Source organism: Prosthecobacter sp. (genome assembly GCF_044236155.1).
Lineage (GTDB): Bacteria > Verrucomicrobiota > Verrucomicrobiia > Verrucomicrobiales > Verrucomicrobiaceae > Prosthecobacter.
Map to the genome: position 1 here is coordinate 160632 of NZ_JBIIHA010000009.1, position 15673 is coordinate 176304.

Annotated in this window: 13 protein-coding genes; all 13 read right to left on the bottom strand. The window is 60.9% G+C overall.

Annotated elements, in window-relative coordinates; genetic code table 11:
- Positions 1-23: 23 nt before the first annotated feature.
- The 13 genes from ACILSE_RS10410 to ACILSE_RS10470 all read right to left on the bottom strand — a co-directional run bounded on the left by ACILSE_RS10410 (position 24) and on the right by ACILSE_RS10470 (position 15618).
- The gene (locus tag ACILSE_RS10410) at positions 24-1979 is read right to left on the bottom strand and encodes a cbb3-type cytochrome c oxidase subunit I (RefSeq protein WP_395717326.1); all 1956 of its coding nucleotides are present in this window, start codon (positions 1977-1979) and stop codon (positions 24-26) included.
- Between the two features lie 31 nt (positions 1980-2010).
- A complete protein-coding gene (locus ACILSE_RS10415; protein WP_395717327.1) occupies positions 2011-2814 on the bottom strand; it encodes a carboxypeptidase regulatory-like domain-containing protein in 804 nt (267 codons plus the stop codon).
- Positions 2815-2832: 18 nt separating this feature from the next.
- The gene (locus ACILSE_RS10420; RefSeq protein ID WP_395717328.1) at positions 2833-3555 is read right to left on the bottom strand and encodes a c-type cytochrome; all 723 of its coding nucleotides are present in this window, start codon (positions 3553-3555) and stop codon (positions 2833-2835) included.
- A gap of 21 nt (positions 3556-3576) precedes the next feature.
- On the bottom strand, positions 3577-4257 hold the full coding sequence (locus ACILSE_RS10425) for a cbb3-type cytochrome c oxidase subunit II (RefSeq protein ID WP_395717329.1): 681 nt from the start codon (positions 4255-4257) through the stop codon (positions 3577-3579).
- A complete protein-coding gene (locus tag ACILSE_RS10430) occupies positions 4257-5738 on the bottom strand; it encodes a cbb3-type cytochrome c oxidase subunit I (RefSeq protein WP_395717330.1) in 1482 nt (493 codons plus the stop codon). The genes ACILSE_RS10425 and ACILSE_RS10430 overlap by 1 nt, the downstream gene beginning before the upstream one ends.
- A 3-nt stretch (positions 5739-5741) precedes the next feature.
- Entirely contained in the window at positions 5742-6128 is a 387-nt protein-coding gene (locus ACILSE_RS10435) for a hypothetical protein (RefSeq protein WP_395717331.1), read from the bottom strand.
- A gap of 19 nt (positions 6129-6147) precedes the next feature.
- Complete coding sequence (locus tag ACILSE_RS10440) at positions 6148-7497, bottom strand: hypothetical protein (RefSeq protein WP_395717332.1); 1350 nt, start codon at positions 7495-7497, stop codon at positions 6148-6150.
- A gap of 24 nt (positions 7498-7521) precedes the next feature.
- Positions 7522-8199: a c-type cytochrome gene (locus ACILSE_RS10445; RefSeq protein WP_395717333.1), complete on the bottom strand. Its 678-nt coding sequence runs from the start codon at positions 8197-8199 to the stop codon at positions 7522-7524.
- A 12-nt stretch (positions 8200-8211) separates the two neighbouring features.
- Positions 8212-8811 carry a DUF3341 domain-containing protein gene (locus tag ACILSE_RS10450; protein ID WP_395717334.1) on the bottom strand — a complete coding sequence of 200 codons (600 nt, stop codon included), beginning with the start codon at positions 8809-8811 and terminating at the stop codon, positions 8212-8214.
- A gap of 22 nt (positions 8812-8833) precedes the next feature.
- The gene (gene nrfD / locus ACILSE_RS10455; protein WP_395717335.1) at positions 8834-10297 is read right to left on the bottom strand and encodes an NrfD/PsrC family molybdoenzyme membrane anchor subunit; all 1464 of its coding nucleotides are present in this window, start codon (positions 10295-10297) and stop codon (positions 8834-8836) included.
- A 9-nt stretch (positions 10298-10306) separates the two neighbouring features.
- On the bottom strand, positions 10307-13579 hold the full coding sequence (locus ACILSE_RS10460; RefSeq protein WP_395717336.1) for a TAT-variant-translocated molybdopterin oxidoreductase: 3273 nt from the start codon (positions 13577-13579) through the stop codon (positions 10307-10309).
- A 24-nt stretch (positions 13580-13603) separates the two neighbouring features.
- Entirely contained in the window at positions 13604-14410 is an 807-nt protein-coding gene (locus ACILSE_RS10465) for a cytochrome c3 family protein (RefSeq protein WP_395717337.1), read from the bottom strand.
- 179 nt (positions 14411-14589) lie between these two features.
- Positions 14590-15618: a retropepsin-like aspartic protease gene (locus tag ACILSE_RS10470; RefSeq protein WP_395717338.1), complete on the bottom strand. Its 1029-nt coding sequence runs from the start codon at positions 15616-15618 to the stop codon at positions 14590-14592.
- Positions 15619-15673: the final 55 nt, after the last annotated feature.

Sequence of the window (15673 nt, forward strand, 5' to 3'; positions counted from 1 at the left end):
TCGGTTCGCAGTTCGCGGGGGGATCAATGATGCGCGTGGGCCTCAGCCTTGGAGGGCGGCACGGGCTTGCCGGGTTCGGACTCCCACTGCGGGTAGAAGTCGGCGGGATGGCCGGGGACGCTGTACTCGTAGGGGTTGCGGTGCGCGTTGATGTCGAAAAGGAAATTCCCATGCGGCGGCGGCGTGGGGGTGGCCCATTCCAGCGTGGTGGCGTTCCAGGGATTGTCACTTTCGACTTTCTTGCCTCCCTTGATGCTGAACCAGAAGTTGATGATGAAGGGGATCTGGCCAAGGGCGAGAATGAACGCACCGACGGACATGACAATGTTCAGCGAGAGCATGTTGTCCGGGATGTGGAGGCCGAAGAAGGCGCCGACTTTGTGGGTCAGCGTTGTGCTCCAGTTGGTCATGCCGGAGGTGTTCTCGAAGTACTTGCCGCCGTCATACCAGCGGCGGTGGAAACCGGCCATGCCTTGGATGAACATCGGAGCGAATACTAGGTTCATGCCGACGAGCGAGGGCCAGAAGTGCAGCTTGCCGAGCTTGTCGTTCATGAAGCGGCCCGTCACTTTCGGGAACCAGTGATAAACGCCAGCAAAAAGGGCGAAGATGGTGCCAGGAGCAACAACGTAGTGGAAGTGGCCGATGACGTAGTAGGTGTCATGCAGGGCGAGGTCGATGAAGGCGAAGGCCAGCGGCAGACCCGTGAGACCACCGATACCGAACATCGGCAGGAAGGCCGAGGCGAAGAGCATCTGCGTGTTGAAGCGGATGGAGCCGCCCCAAAGCGAGATCATCAAGCATGTCAGCAAGATCACCGAGGGCACGGAAATGAGCACCGTGGTGATCTGGAAGTAAGTGGACATCATCGTACCCATGCCAGTGAGGTACATGTGATGCGCCCAGACCAGGAAGCTGAGGAAGCCGAGCGTAAGCACGGAATAGACCATCGACTTGTAGCCCCAAAGCGGACGGCGGGCATTGCAGGGGATCACATCGGTGAGAATGGCGAACGCAGGAAGGATGAGCACGTACACCTCCGGGTGGGCGAGGAACCAGAACAGATGCTGGTAGAGCAACGGGCTGCCACCGCCAGAAATGTCGAGGTGCTTGCCGCCTTCCATCAAACCCGTGGGAAGATAGAAGGACGAGCCGAACAGACGGTCGGAAAGCTGCAGGATGGCGGCCACTTCGAGCGGCGGGAAGGCCAGCAAGAGGAGGAAGGCGGTCACAAACATCGCCCAGCAGAAGAACGGCATGCGCATCCAGCTCATGCCTTTCGCACGAAGGTTGATCACGGTGGCGATGACGTTGACGGAACCGAGGAGCGAGGCGGAGATGTTGAACACCATCGCCATCAGCCACCAGGTATGACCGTGCGCCCAGACACTGGTGACGCCGATTGCCGTCGTTGATGCCAGGGGCGAATACATTGTCCAGCCCGTCTGCACCGGGCCGGTGCCCACGAAGAAGCTCCACATCATGAGCAAGCCGCTGATGAAGAAGAACCAGTAGCTCATCATGTTCAGCTTCGGGAAGGCCATGTCGATGGTGCCGATCTGGAGCGGCATCACGAAGTTCACGAAACCGGCAAAGCCGAGCGGCACGATGCCGAAGAACACCATGATCGTGCCGTGCATGGCACCGAGCATGTTGTAGAGTTCGCCGTTGAGGGATCCATCTGGATTCAGCCAGCGGCCGAACATGGATTCAAACAGGTCCTTGATGAGGGGAATCTCGCGGATCGCCTCGATCGCTGGCACCGGCACGCCAGGATAAGCGATGCTCCAGCGCATGAGCAGCATGAGGAAGAAGCCGAAGAGCAGGAAAATCAGGCCGGTGACCGCATACTGCGCACCGATGACCTTGTGATCCGTGGAGAAGATGTATTTCCACAAAAATCCGGGCTCGTGGTGATCGTGCGCATGGTCATGCGCGTGATCGTGGGCGGTGTCATGGGAGATGGCGGCGGCGCTCATGGAAGAATGGTCAGAGGTCCAGGTTCAAGTTTCAAAGTTGGATGGCTTGCGCGTAATCGAATACGAAATCAACGGTGGCTTTGCCGTCGCGAACTGTGACGGTCTGCGAGAGAGGCTCGCTGAACTGCGGATGCCAGGCCTCCACGATGTAATCACCGTCACGGAGCGCACGATTGATGGCAAAACGACCGTCTGCGGCCGAAACAGCCGCATGAATGCCTTCGTGGACGAAAACCCAGGCGTTCATCCAGCGATGCACGTCACATTCGAGGCGATAGATCCCCGGGGAATTGAAAGTCTGGACGTTTTCATCCCCGCGCGAAGGCTGGCCGAGATTGGCGATGTTTTCCTTCCCGGCGGCACTGTGACGTGCGATGCGAATATTGTGGAAGGTGAGGTCGCTGTTATGAAAGCGGACGTTTTGACCGGCCTGGATGGCAAGCGTGTGCGGCACAAACTCGCACTTTGTCTGATCGATCAGGGGAGCGCTTGAAGGTAGATTGCTGGCACGCTGACTGCCTCTCACAGTGATGACAGCGTCCGCCAATGAACCATCGGCGCCCACACGCCAGGCAGGGTTGATGATCTCGCCGTGACCGGTGCAGAAAGGATTGCCTCCGACATCGACGACTTGGCGCAGTTTGGCCGAATCCGCGCCTTTGAGGGTCACTTTTCCGGCGATGCTGGTCGTTTCAGCGATCTCGACCGCTGGAGAAAGGCTCACACCGGCCGGAGTTTCGGGCATTTTGCCACAACTCACATTCGCAGTCAGCACGACGATTCCAAAGGCAGCCAAAGATGCCTTGCGGGAAACGACGTGCTTCACATTCGACATGATTCGCGGTTCTCTATTTTATTTGGCTGCGGCAGGAGCGGCAGCGGCAGTGGCTCCGGGGCCGGCGGGAATATCGCCAGGAACATTTTTGTCGGCGAAGGGCTTCAAATCGGCCTCCGTCCATTGGGTGGCGCGCTTTTCCTCGTCACGCACCTTCTGCACCATTTCCTTCGTGATCATGGTACCTTCGTTGCCCCAGGAGTTGCGGATGTAGGTCAGCACGTTCGCGAGGTCTTGGGAGGACATAGCCGCGCCGAAGGGCTGCATGCCGCCGGGAGTGTTGTAGCCGGCGCCTTTGACGGTGATCGCGCCCACAAGGCCATGCTGCGTGACGCGAATGAGGCGTTCAGTGCCGCCAGTCACCCATTCAGAGCCGGCGAGCGGAGGAAATTGGCCGGGGATGCCCATGCCGTTGCCTTGATGGCAGCCACCACAAACCGCGTAGCCGCTGGCACCCTTTTTCATCGCCAAGGCGAAGGGGTCGAGCGTGCCGCCGGCACCTGCGCCGCCTGGACGCGGATCGCCACCACCGGCAAGGGCGAAGGGGTTGCTCACATCGAAACTCCAACCACCGGTCATCGGCCCGAGCTGGCCGCCGGCAATGATGGCGACGAGCATGAGCAGAAAAGTGGCCCAAAGTGGCGCTGGCTGGCTTTCGGGGGCGAGATCCTCCTTCTCACGCTTCACAGCGGCGTGGATGCGGTCAAGATCGGTGCTGTCAGGATGGGCGGGGGCGCTCATGAAAGGCTTGGATGATGAGACTTACTTCTTCGCGGCGGCAGGAGCGGCGGCGACGGCCGACTGGCCGGGGATGGGATAATCTTTCTTGAGGGAAAGGAGGTATTCGACGAGGCGGTCGGCTTCGGGAGTCGGGACGACTTCGTAACCTGCGGGTGGCGCGAATTTCTTCGGCAGGTTCAGCGCGCGCTCAGAGGCCGGACCCTGGATCTTCTGCACTTTGTAGAGGCCGGTGTAGGCGGGCATTGAAGTCCAGTCATTCACCGAACGCGGCGCGTAGAGGTGCAGGTGGATTTTTGCCGCCTCAGGAGCGCGCCAGCCGAAGTTGGCAAGATCAGGACCGACACGCTGCACGCCGAGGTGGGCGTATTTTTCGCCAAGGTAGTCACGCAGCACATTCGGGCGGACGGCCACGGCCGGGCGGCCTTCCTGGTCTTGGCCCCAGCCTTTATACCAGCCGTCGAGACCAAGCTGCGTCGGGCGGATCATCTGCGTGTGGCACTGGTTGCAGCCTTCACGAATGTAAACGAGCTGGCCTTGGCCGTTGACGGGCGCGGGCGGGTAGAAGCCTTCGACGCCGTCTTTTTCCTTGTCATAAGCGACAGGGGTGAGCTGCTGGTACTTCATCGCCGGAAGGACGATGAGGCACAGCCAGGGCAGGCCGAAGGAGGCGGCGAGGCCGAGAATGAAGGTGCGGAAGTTCATTATGCGTGTGCGGGAGAGGCGTGTTCGTCATGCTCGGTGTAAAGCAGCGTCGGAGCCGAGCTGCGACGGCCGAGGCCGGCCACCATGAGCAGGAGGTGGATCAGGAACATGAAGTTCGAGAAGCTGATGAGCGCCCAGGCCACCGCACGGGAGACGACGTAGGGGCGGGAGTTGATGACATGATTCATGAAGTTCTGGTCCCAGTGCTCCGGATTGTTCAGGTCCGCGCCCTGCTGCCAGCCGGCGACGAGGCTCATGATGACAATGGTGCCCACGCCATAGACGGAGAACCAGAAGTGGTTGCGGATCAGGCGCACGCTGAGCCATTCACAGCCGGAGAGACGCGGCACGATGTAGTAGATGGCACCGAACACGCACATGCTGAAGAAGCCGTACACGCTGACCATCTGGAAGGAATACCAGGACTGGGTGAACTGGAGGCCCGCGCCGGTCCAGAAGGACGAATTCAGCGCGAGAATGAGGCCGGACACCGGATAGAAGAGGGCTCCGAAGAAGACAAAGCGCAGCGTGGGACTGGTGGCGACGGCGCTGTGTTTGCCGAGCGTGGTGAGGTGATGGTTGAGGCCGACCAGACCGACCGGGATGAGCAGCAGCACGCCGGTGCAGGCACCGATGGCCGTCATCCAGGCGGGAAGCGGGCCGCCCATGTATTTCTGCATGCCGGTCCAGCCGCCGAGGATGGCGAGAGTCCAGAAGCCTGCGGAGGCGAGCTGCGCGGAGGCGATGGGCTTGCCGGTGATCTTCGGAATGAAGTAATAGGCGGCACCGACGCCGACGGGAACGAAGAACAGCAAGATCACGCCGTGGATGTACCAGGCGTCGATGCCAGCACCGAGAGCGCCGAGGCTGGGCAGGCAGTGGAGCGCCACATTCGCGGTGATGAAGATCCAGGTGAACCAGAAGCAGGCGCCGAGAATGTACCAGGTGCTGACCATGAAGCCTTCAGGACGGAAGGCGCGGCCAAACATGCGGGCGATCGGCCAGGCGTAGCAAAGGAAGCAGCCGAGCAGCACCGGCCAGACGAACTTGGGCATTTCCAGCCACTCGATCGAGGTGCTCTTTCCCATCAGGATGGCGAGAATTCCGAAGGTGATGGTGATGTTCCAAAACACGCCGGCGACGAGCATGAGGCTCTTGCCAGTCCGCAGTTCCTGACCCGAGCGGCGGGCCATGATCCACACCATGACGCCGAGCGCGGCCTGAAGACCCCAGCCATAGACGAGCGCGTTGATATGCGCGGGCTGGAGGCGGCCGTAGCTGATGTAAGGGCAGCCGGCGAGGAAGGTCGGCTCCACCAGCTTGATCGCGGCGAGGACGCCGAGCAGCGTGGAGAGCATCAGCCAGAAGGCTCCGTTGGTGAAAAGGAAGAGCACCGGGCCTTTCACCGACTTGTCGATCGCCGCACGGCGAAGATTGTCGGCCTGGAGTTCGGCGTCAGGGGTGGCGGGAGTGGTCTGCATGACTTACTTGGGCTGTGCGGGTGCGGCGGGAGCCGGGGCAGGGGCGGCAGGAGCAGGAGTCGCGGCGGCGGCCTGTTTGAGCTGCGTGGGCGAGCCGGGGACGACCTGGGTGCTCACGGCGGGCTTTTTCGCGGCAGCGGCGGCGATCGTCTTTTCAAACAGGGCCTTCTTCTTCGCGGCGTCGCTCATGCCGATCTTGGCGAGGTTCTCATTCTGCGCCTTCACAATCTCGGCGGTGTTGGCGGCACGTTCCGGAGCGCGGGGATCTTCCCCGAGCTTCGAACCGCTCACGGTCTGGATGACACTGAATAGCACGGCGAAGCCCGCGAAGGCTCCGAGCACCCACAGGAAGGTGGCGCCGGCTTTTTTGGGTTGTTCGGACTGCGACATGAGAAAACGGGGATGCGGATCAGTTGACGACGTTCACGGACTCGATGAGGCGGGGATCACGCCACGGATAGAGGCTGTATTTGGCGAGACCGCGCAGGTAGAGGAAGCCCATCGTGCCGAACACGGCGCAAAGCGCGGCGAGATCCTGCACCCAGGCGCCATCCACCCAGACGCCTTTGCCCAAGGACGGGCCACGCTCAGGAATGACGTTCCAGTAAATGTCCACGAGGTGCATGAAGAGAATCCAGACGCACACGAGGCTGACGACGGCGGGCTTCTTTTTCCGCGGCTGCGAGAGCAGGAGCAGGAAAGGGGCGACGAAGTGGCCGACGACGATGAAGATGGAGACCCCGCGCCAGGCTTCCGTGTTACGCGTGAGGTAGAAGCGGGTTTCTTCCGTGATGTTGGCGTACCAGATCAGGAAATACTGGCTGAAGGCGATGTAAGCCCAGAACACCGTGAAGGCGAAGAGCAGCTTGCCCATCAAGTGGTAGTGCTCGTCGGTGACGACCTTCTGTAGGTAGCCCATACTGCGCAGCCAGGTGATGACGAGGATGGAAAGGCCCATCGAGGCCCAAGCACAACCGGCGAAGATATACACACCCCACATGGTGGAAAACCACATGTAGTCGAGACCCACAAGCCAGTCATAGGCGGCAAAAGTGATCGTCAGCGCGAAAGGCAGCAGCACGATGGAAGAGAACTGGCGTGAGCGAATGGTGTGCTTGATGTCTCCATCCTGCTCCTGCTGGAGCGACTTGCCGCGCAGGTAGCGAGCGATGAACCAGAGAATGAGGAAGTAGAGGCCGAAGCGGATGTACCACGCGTTCAAGTTCATGTAGCCGAACTTGGAGACAAGGACGTGGAGATGAGGATTGGCCGGCAAATGAATTTTCTCGCCACTAGCGGCAACCACTTCACCACCATGCTCGACCATGTGATGCAGTGCTTCCTTGACGGAAATGTTGTCCGCCTTGGCAATTTGCGCCGCGTCACGATGATGATTCATCCACTCGTAGAGCGGCTTTTGCACCGATGGGAGAAGCAGCGGAGCGGCGAAGATGCCGAGCGCGAGGATCATGTTCGCCAGATTCTCCCAGATGCGGCGCACGGCGACACCCCAGCTCGAGTTCGACACACTGTGGAGCAGAATCCAGAAGCAGCCGCCGACGACGAAGGTGAAGGTGAAGAAAACAGCGAACAGCCAGGAGTAGGCGAAGGTGTCCGTGTCCTTGAAGAAGAACCAGAGGGATGCGGCGATGCCGAGCAGGCCGACGAGGCCCAGCGCGCCGATGAGCTTGCCGCCCTTGGCCGGTTCGAATTTTTCTCCGCCCTGGGGCAGATCGTTGAAGGTGACGTGGTGACTCATGCCGTGATTCGCGTGATCGTGCCGTTACTGGAGGGTGACGCCGGCCTCTTTGGCGGCGGTTTGCAGGGCGCGGATGTAGGCCACGATGGCCCAGCGGTCGCGCACGGTGATGTTGCCGCCGTAACCACCCATGAGGCCCTTGCCGTTGGTGATGACGTCGAAAATGGCTCCGTCCGCACGGAAAGCGGCCGCATTGGCGGGGTCGAGCGCGCCGGGCTGCTGCAAGTTGAAGGCGGTTAGGATGCCGTACTTGGAGGTCACGCCCTTGCCGTTGCCAGAGGTGCCGTGGCAGACAGCGCAGTGGATGTTGTAGCGTTGCTCGCCACGCTTGAGGAAGGCCTCGTTGAAGACCAGCGGATCGCTGGTGATCTCGGTCGGAAGGCCGTCGCCGTAGAAATCACCCATTTTACCGGTGTTGTAGTAGTCCACGCCGTTGGTGAAGGCGAAGCGCGCGGGTTTAGCGCCATCGACAGCGGCCTTGGCGGGGATTTCAAAGCCCATCGGCACCGTGCCCTTCACAGGGAGGCGTGCGCCGCGGCCATCGGCGAAGAATTCGCTCGCGGCCTGGTATTTGATCTTGGCCTGGTGGTCCATGTCTTGGAAAATCTCAAGCGGCGGGAGCTCGGACTTGCTGCCACGGGTACCGAAGGCGCTGACGATGATCGCGCCGATGAAAATGAGGCTGAGGAAGAAGTACTTCATGATTCGCGCGGCTTAGATTTCGTCCTCCACGAGCTCGATGTTTTTGCCGCCGGCTTTTTCGAGCAGGGACTTGGTGCCCTCCTGGGAGAATTTGGGATCACGGGCTTCGATGCAGACAAAGAAACCGTCGTCGGAGAACTTGGGGAAGTTCTTGGAGGCGAAAAGTGGATGATTCCAACGCGGCAGGCCGATGAGGGCGAGCAAACCAAACAGCGTGGTGAACGCGCTGAACAGGATCGTCAGTTCGAACATCACCGGGAAGAACGCGGGCAGCGTCCAGATGTCGGTGGGCTTCGCCTGGACGACGGTGGGATAGGTTTCGACGATCTTCTGCAGGAAACCGAGGCCGATGCTGTCCCAGAAGTTCGTCTGCGTGATCGTTTGCAGGATGAAGGCGACCGTGGTGCCGGTGATACCGCCACAGAAGACGAAGTAGGGCAGCTTCGAGCGCGGATTGCCCATCGCGTCATCCATGCCGTGGATGGGGAAGGGAGAATGCACGTCCCAGCGCTGGTAGCCGGCGTCACGCACCTGCTCGGCGGCGTGATACAGGTCCTTCACGCTGTCGAATTCAGCGAGGTAGCCGTGGACTCGTTTGAGGGTGGTGCTCACAGGTCAGAGTGCGGGTTGAAAATTAGGCGGCGGCGGGTTTGGCGACGTGGCGGTCGGAGTAGTCCATGAGGTCTTCCTCCTGGATGCCTTTCTCGCCGTGATCGTCGTGATGCGGGTTCGACTGCGGCAGGACGCCCTTCACTTCACCGATGGCGATGACGGGCAGGAAACGCAGGAAGAGCAGGAAGAGCATCATGAAGAAGCCGAAGGTGCCGAGGAAGGTGTACTTATCGACCCAGGTGGCCTCATACACACGCCAGGAGCCTGGAATCATGTGACGCTCCAGCGTGGTGGCGATGATGACGTAGCGTTCGAACCACATGCCAGCGTTCACGAACATGCAGACGATCATGACGATCCACACATTGTGGCGGCACCAGCGGGACCAGAAGAGCTGCGGGGCGAAGACGTTGCAGCCGAACATCCAGTAGTAAGCCCAGGTGGACGGACCGGTGAGACCGCGCAGCGTGAAGGCCGCGCCTTCATACGGATTGCCCGAATAGTAGGCCACGAAAAGCTCCATGCAGTAGGCGTAGCCGACGATCGTGCCCGTGAGCAGAATGATCTTCGCCATGTTGTCCACGTGCTTCGGCGTGATGAGGTCATCCAGTCCGTAGATGCGGCGGACCGGGAGCATGAGGGTCAACACCATCGCGAAGCCACCAAAGATGGCACCAGCGACAAAGTAGGGCGGGAAGATCGTGGTATGCCAGCCCGGAACGACGGAGGTGGCGAAGTCGAAGGACACGACGGAGTGCACGGAAAGCACGAGCGGGGTCGAAAGAGCAGCCAAGAGCATGTAGGCCGTCTCGTAGTGGCTCCAATGGCGGTTGCCACCGCGCCAGCCGAGGGCAAACAAGCCGTAGAGGAATTTTTTCAGGCCTGGACGGCAGCGATCACGCAGGGTGGCAAGGTCAGGCACGAGACCGAGGAACCAGAACACCAATGAGACCGAGAAGTAGGTCGAAACGGCGAACACGTCCCACAGCAGCGGGGATTTGAAGTTCTGCCAGATGGCGTTGGCATTCGGGATCGGGGCGAGGAACCACACCATCCACACACGACCAACGTGGAAGGCCGGGAAGAGACCGGCGCACATTACGGCGAAGATCGTCATGGCTTCGGCGGCGCGATTCACCGACGTGCGCCACTTCTGACGCGTGAGGAAAAGAATCGCGGAGATCAGCGTTCCGGCGTGGCCGATACCGATCCAGAACACGAAGTTCGTGATGTCCCAAGCCCAGGCGACCGGCTGTTTCTGCCCCCAGACACCGACACCGGTGGAGATAAGGTAGGCGAAGCAAAACACCATCAATCCGGTCAGCAGCACGGACGGAACAAACAGGATCCACCAGAGGGCAGGCTGCTTGTTTTCAACGATGCCGCAGATGCGGTTCGTGATCCAGGAGTACGAGCGGTTGTTCAGGACCAGCGGCTCGCGGTCGAGGATGCGCGGAGTGTTTGAAGCGGTGGCGGAAGCGTCCATGTGTCCGGTTTAGAATTGGTTTTTGCTCCACACGGCGATGTTTTCCGCGCCGGGCATTTTCGGGTTCGGATTGCGCAAGCGGGCGAGATAGCTCGTGCGCGGGCGTGTGCCGATGTATTTAAGCACCTGGTAGTCACGCGGGGAGGCCTTGGCCTTGACCACGGCGGAGTTTTTGTCGGCCAGGTCGCCGAACACGATCGCGTCGGCCGGGCAGGACTGCTGGCAGGCGGTTTTGACGGTGTCGGTGGGCACGCGGAAGTTCTTCGAGTCGCGCTGCACCTGCTTCTGCAGGATCTTGGCGCTTTCGAGACGCTGCACGCAGTAGGTGCACTTCTCGATGACACCACGCATGCGGACGGTGACGTTCGGATTGCGCTGCAGGCGGAGGCTTTCGTCCTCCTTCTTCTCGCCGAGCGGGCCGGCGTAAAGGTTGTTCATCTTGATACCGAGCACCTTCGTTTCGGTCAGCGGGTTGCGCTTGTTGTAGTCGAACCAGTTGAAGCGACGGGCGGTGTAAGGGCAGTTGTTCGCGCAGTAACGCGTGCCGATGCAGCGGTTGTAGGCCATGGCGTTGAGGCCGTCGTCGGTGTGGACGGTGGCGTTCACAGGGCAGACGGTCTCACACGGGGCGGCCTCGCACTGCTGGCAGGCCATCGGCTGGCTGACCATCTCGGCGTTTTCGAGCTGTTCCGGGGTCGGATTGTCCTCGGCCCAAGTACTTTCCTGCTCGACATTGTTCTTGCCCCACTTCGGCACGGCAAAGTAGCGGTCCATGCGGATCCACTGCATGATGCGGCCCTTGCGGACCTGGTCTTTGCCGACCACGGGGATGTTGTTCTCGCTCTGGCAGGCGACGATGCACGCGGTGCAGCCGATGCATTTGCTGAGGTCGATGACCATGCCCCACTGGTGCTTGGTCTCGTAATCGAAGCCGGCTGGATTTTCGTCGGACTTCACACCGACCTGGCCCTTGTAGAACGAAATATTTTCCGGGATGTGGGAGTCCATGCCGGTTTTGCCGGCGAAATGGGGATCTTGGTTGAAGGTGTCGAGCGTGCCTTCGCGGTAGATGGCACGTCCTTCCATCGTGTTCTGATCCTGCGTAATCGCGAGTTCGGCGACCGTAGCCAGCGCCTCGACCTTCGCGCCGCTCAAGACGAACGCGCCGGGTTGCTTGCGGAGCGTGTAGGCGTTCACACCGCGATCGCTGCCGACCACACCGACGCCTTTCTGGCCGTAGCCGAGGGGCAGGGTGATGGAGTTCGTCGCATGACCGGGAGCTTCGATGGCGGGGATTTCGATTTCAGCGCCGCCGACGGAAATTTTGACATGCTGGCCTTCTTTGAGGCCAAGACGACGGAACGTCACGGAGCCGATCCAGGCCGCGTTGTCCCAAGTGAGCTTCGTCACAGGATCCGGGGCCTCCTGGAGCCAGGCGTTGTTCGTGTAGCGGCCATCGAACACGCTGGAGTCTGGGGCGAGCACGATTTCGAGCGCGTCGTCGCTCGGAGCAGCCGCAGGCTTGGCTTTGGCGACGATGCCGGCAACGGCGGCGACATTCGGCGTCGCACCGGCCTTTGCAAAGGCCGAACCTTTGAGGAAACCGTCGCGCAGGGTGAAATTCCACTTCGTTTCGTCGAGTCCGCCGACCACAGCAGCAAAGGTGTCACGCACGGCGATGTAAGCGGCGTCTTCCGCCGGAGCAGCAGGCGCTGCGGGGGCCGCACCGGCGGCCGCAGGCGCGGCAGCCTCGGCCGGACCGAATTTCTTGCGGCCGAGGAGGGCGAGGAGGACCTCGATCTTGCTCGCTCCGTCGTAGAGCGGCGCGATCATCGGCTGGACGATCGAGTAAGTGCCGTCGGCGGCACGTGCATCACCCCAGGATTCGAGATAATGGGCCGCAGGGATGTGCAGTGCGGCGTGGCGCGCGGTGGTGTTCACCAGCATGCCGACATGGATGAGCTTCACCTTCTTCTCGGTAACGAGCTTGCTGAAGGACTCCGCGTCTGGCGCGTCGTAATACAGGTTTGCTGGTGTGAGCGAAACGAGCGTCTTGATCTGACCGGCGGAAACGGCGGCCTGAAGTTCGGCGAAGGTGCCGAACTCCGCAGCGGTGTTGTCCTGCAGAAGTTCGATGGTTGAGCCGTAGGCACCCAGGGCGTTGTTGATGGAGGCGACAAGCGCGTGCACTTCCGCACCGTGACGGGAACCCGCGAGGACGACGGACTTGCCCTTGTTGTCGATCAAATCGCGAACCGCAGGAGCGATCCACTCCTTCAGGCTGGCAGGAGCCGTGTCGGCAAGCGTCTTGGCGGAGGCGTCTCCAAGTTCGGCGGCGATCAAGGCAGCGGCGGCAGGAATCAAGCTGGCTGGGAGAGCCTTGCGGTGATCCGCCATGCCGCCGGTGAGCGTGTAACGGTTTTCAAGAACGTAGAGACGATTCATGTCCGCCGCCTTGGCGTCCTTCGCACGGTGCTTTGTGAAAGCGGAGATCGGCTCGCCAGCGACTGGATCAAGACCGAGGAAATCGCAGTCCAAAGAGAGGATGCGCATCGCGGAGCCGAGCTTCACGAAGGACTTCACGCCCGCTCCGAGGATTTCCTTGTTCGCCGCAGGCTGGCCTTCGCCACCGGCAGCTTCGTATTGGAATAGTTTCGATTGCGGGAAGGCGGCCTTCACCTCGGCGAGGAGACGCAGGTAGGTCGGGGAGCTTGTGGCTCCGGTCACGATGCCAATTCCGGCACCTTTTTTCGCCTCGGCGGCGGCGGCGGCGAGCAAATCGTTCGCCTTGGCCCAGGAAAGTTCTTTGCCAGCGCCGAGAGGCTTCTGCGAGCGCTCAGGATCGTAAAGATCGAGCACGGAAGCCTGCGCGAAGGCATCCACACCGCCACCGAGCGGGTGGAGCGGGTTGCCCGTGACATGTGTCGGGCGGCCTTCATGCGTGGTGACGACGAGCGGCGTGGCACCACCGCTGCGCGGCATCGTGGTGGCATACATCAGCGCCTTGCCCGGCACCATCCACTCGACGTGCTGGGTGTAGGGCAGGATGGTCGTCAGCGGACGACGGCAGGAGGCGAGGCCCATCAGGCCCACGCTGGCGCCCATGATTTTCAAAAAGTCACGACGGCCGTTCTCACGCTCTTCTTCGGTCAGGGTATCGCCAGCGGGGAATTCGCGGCCCAGATCCTTGAGGAAATTCTCACGACGCTCCAGTTCGGAGACACTGCGCCAGTAGCGCTTGGCGTTCTGCGGCTCCTCGGGATGCTTCCAAATGCGTTTCATGTGTCAGGAAAAGGGGCGGCGGGTTTAGCGGTGGCAGGCGGTGCAGTTTTCCGGCGGCTGGATCTGCCAGTGCTTCTTGAGTTGCGTGCCCACTTCCGTCTGGGTCACTTCCTTGCCGTAAGTTTTCTCCGCGAGGGCGAGCAGCGCGCCGAGGTCGTCGGCCTTCGCACCTTCGCCGCCGATGGCGGCCGCGATTTCACCCGCAGGCACTTTTTTGTCGAGCAGGCTCTTGTAAAACTCGTCACGCTTCAGGTCAGCGGGCTTGAAGGCCAGTTTCGTGACGTAATCGAGCGGGCGCAGATTCTTCTCGGGGTTGCGGTGGCAGTCGAGGCACCAGCCCATGGACTGCGGCTGATCGTGACGGACGACTTCCATTTCATCAATGCGGCCGTGGCAGGCCACGCAGGAGATGCCGCGGTTCAAATGGGCGCTGTGATTGAAGTAAACATAGTCAGGCGCCTTGTGGACCTTCACCCATGGGATGGATTTGCCGGTTTCGTTCGCCTTCTGCACCAGCTCCAGCTTCGGAGACGTGGCGCGGATGCCGCCCTTCCCCTGACCGTGGCAGTTGAAGCAAGTCTGGTTCGTGGGGACGTTCGAGTGGCTGGAGGCCTCCCCAAAGCTGTGGCAGTAGCGGCAATCGAGGCCGAGCTGTCCGGCGTGAATCTTGTGTGAGAACGGAACCGGCTGTGTCGGCTCATAACCCACACGCGTGTATTTCGGTGTGAAATAATAGGCAACGCCGACACTCACGCCGAAGGCAATGAACACGACGGCAATGGCCAGCTTGAGAGGAAGCCAGTTGGACCAGCGCGGAAAAAAGTTACCCATAGAAAAAGATCAGCAAAAATGCTTGTGAAAAATTTCACAAGGACTTCCAGGATAGGGAGACGAGCACCGCTTTGCAACCGTCATGTTATTTTTTTTGAACTTTTATGCGCCTCCCTTGCGCTGTTGCGATGTCGTCGCAAAAATCTACGATTCAAGCGAAGCATGGACGTTCGATTTGCTCACCCCCACTCGACCACGAGCACCTTGTGCTCGAAATCCAGCGTCACGCGGTAGTCTTCCAACAGGTAGGTGCCGAGCAGCGAGGGGCCGGGCATGACATCCACCTCCGCGAAGGGATAATACGAGCCGAAAAGGCCGAGCGCATTGAACTCCAGCACGCGCACCTTCGCGTCCTTCGGTGACTGGGCGCCGCCGACGCCGGTGATGAGATAATTGCCACCGACATGCCAGCCGCCGTTCCGGTAGCCTAGTTGCTGGGCGATGTTTTGATCCAACTGCACACCAAACACCGAACCCGAATCGACGACCGCCTCCCAGGCGATCTTGCCATGCTTCAGCAACGTCGTCGGCACGCCGCGGGCCATGCTCAGCTTCGTCTGGTGCATGTGCTTGCGTGTCTTCCCGGCAAAGCCACGGGTGAAGCCGAATTCGACCTGCTCCTTGAGGAAATCGAGCGTGAGATACTTGCAGTGCTTCGCCGCCAGGTGCACACCGAGCACGGAAATGCCCAGATGCTCCTTCAAAATGCCGGTGCCCCATGCGGTGCGCTGCATGCGGATGATGCACGGCAGGTTCTCCAATTTCCAGGAGCCGATCTGGACGGTCGGGATCAGCGCCGCCATGCCGGGTTCCTTTCCCAGCACGCCCGCCATGACCGGCCGCACCTGCGGCACGGTGCGCATGCCATACTCGATGGCCTGCTCCGCATCGAACACGCTGAAGGTCGCACCGGTGTCGAGCATGAACTTCTTCGGCTTGCGGCCGTTGAGGCTGACTTTGATGTGCGGGATGCCGTTCTCGTAATACATCGGCACTCGCAGCACGCCCTCGGGCGGCGGTTGGCTCTGCGTGCGCACATTGAGGCCGCCTCTGATCACCTTCAGCTCGGAAGCCGGCACCGCCTGCGCCTGGAGCTGGCTTTGCATCTCCGCAGGCACGGCCTCGTTTTTGATCGCGAAAGAGTCCGCGCAGCCCGAAATACCGATAACACCCGCCAGGAGCCATGTCAGACGGAGTGCGGTGGTCACGCGTTTCATGCGCCGCCAGCCTTCCATGCGGGCTGCATTTGTGTCAACTTCCCGC

Bases quoted from the DNA above. Each gene is read 5' to 3' on its own strand.
- ACILSE_RS10410 (WP_395717326.1), bottom strand. From the start codon at position 1,979: ATGAGCGCCGCCGCCATCTCCCATGACACCGCCCACGATCACGCGCAT.
- ACILSE_RS10415 (WP_395717327.1), bottom strand. From the start codon at position 2,814: ATGTCGAATGTGAAGCACGTCGTTTCCCGCAAGGCATCTTTGGCTGCC.
- ACILSE_RS10420 (WP_395717328.1), bottom strand. From the start codon at position 3,555: ATGAGCGCCCCCGCCCATCCTGACAGCACCGATCTTGACCGCATCCAC.
- ACILSE_RS10425 (WP_395717329.1), bottom strand. From the start codon at position 4,257: ATGAACTTCCGCACCTTCATTCTCGGCCTCGCCGCCTCCTTCGGCCTG.
- ACILSE_RS10430 (WP_395717330.1), bottom strand. From the start codon at position 5,738: ATGCAGACCACTCCCGCCACCCCTGACGCCGAACTCCAGGCCGACAAT.
- ACILSE_RS10435 (WP_395717331.1), bottom strand. From the start codon at position 6,128: ATGTCGCAGTCCGAACAACCCAAAAAAGCCGGCGCCACCTTCCTGTGG.
- ACILSE_RS10440 (WP_395717332.1), bottom strand. From the start codon at position 7,497: ATGAGTCACCACGTCACCTTCAACGATCTGCCCCAGGGCGGAGAAAAA.
- ACILSE_RS10445 (WP_395717333.1), bottom strand. From the start codon at position 8,199: ATGAAGTACTTCTTCCTCAGCCTCATTTTCATCGGCGCGATCATCGTC.
- nrfD (WP_395717335.1), bottom strand. From the start codon at position 10,297: ATGGACGCTTCCGCCACCGCTTCAAACACTCCGCGCATCCTCGACCGC.
- ACILSE_RS10460 (WP_395717336.1), bottom strand. From the start codon at position 13,579: ATGAAACGCATTTGGAAGCATCCCGAGGAGCCGCAGAACGCCAAGCGC.
- ACILSE_RS10465 (WP_395717337.1), bottom strand. From the start codon at position 14,410: ATGGGTAACTTTTTTCCGCGCTGGTCCAACTGGCTTCCTCTCAAGCTG.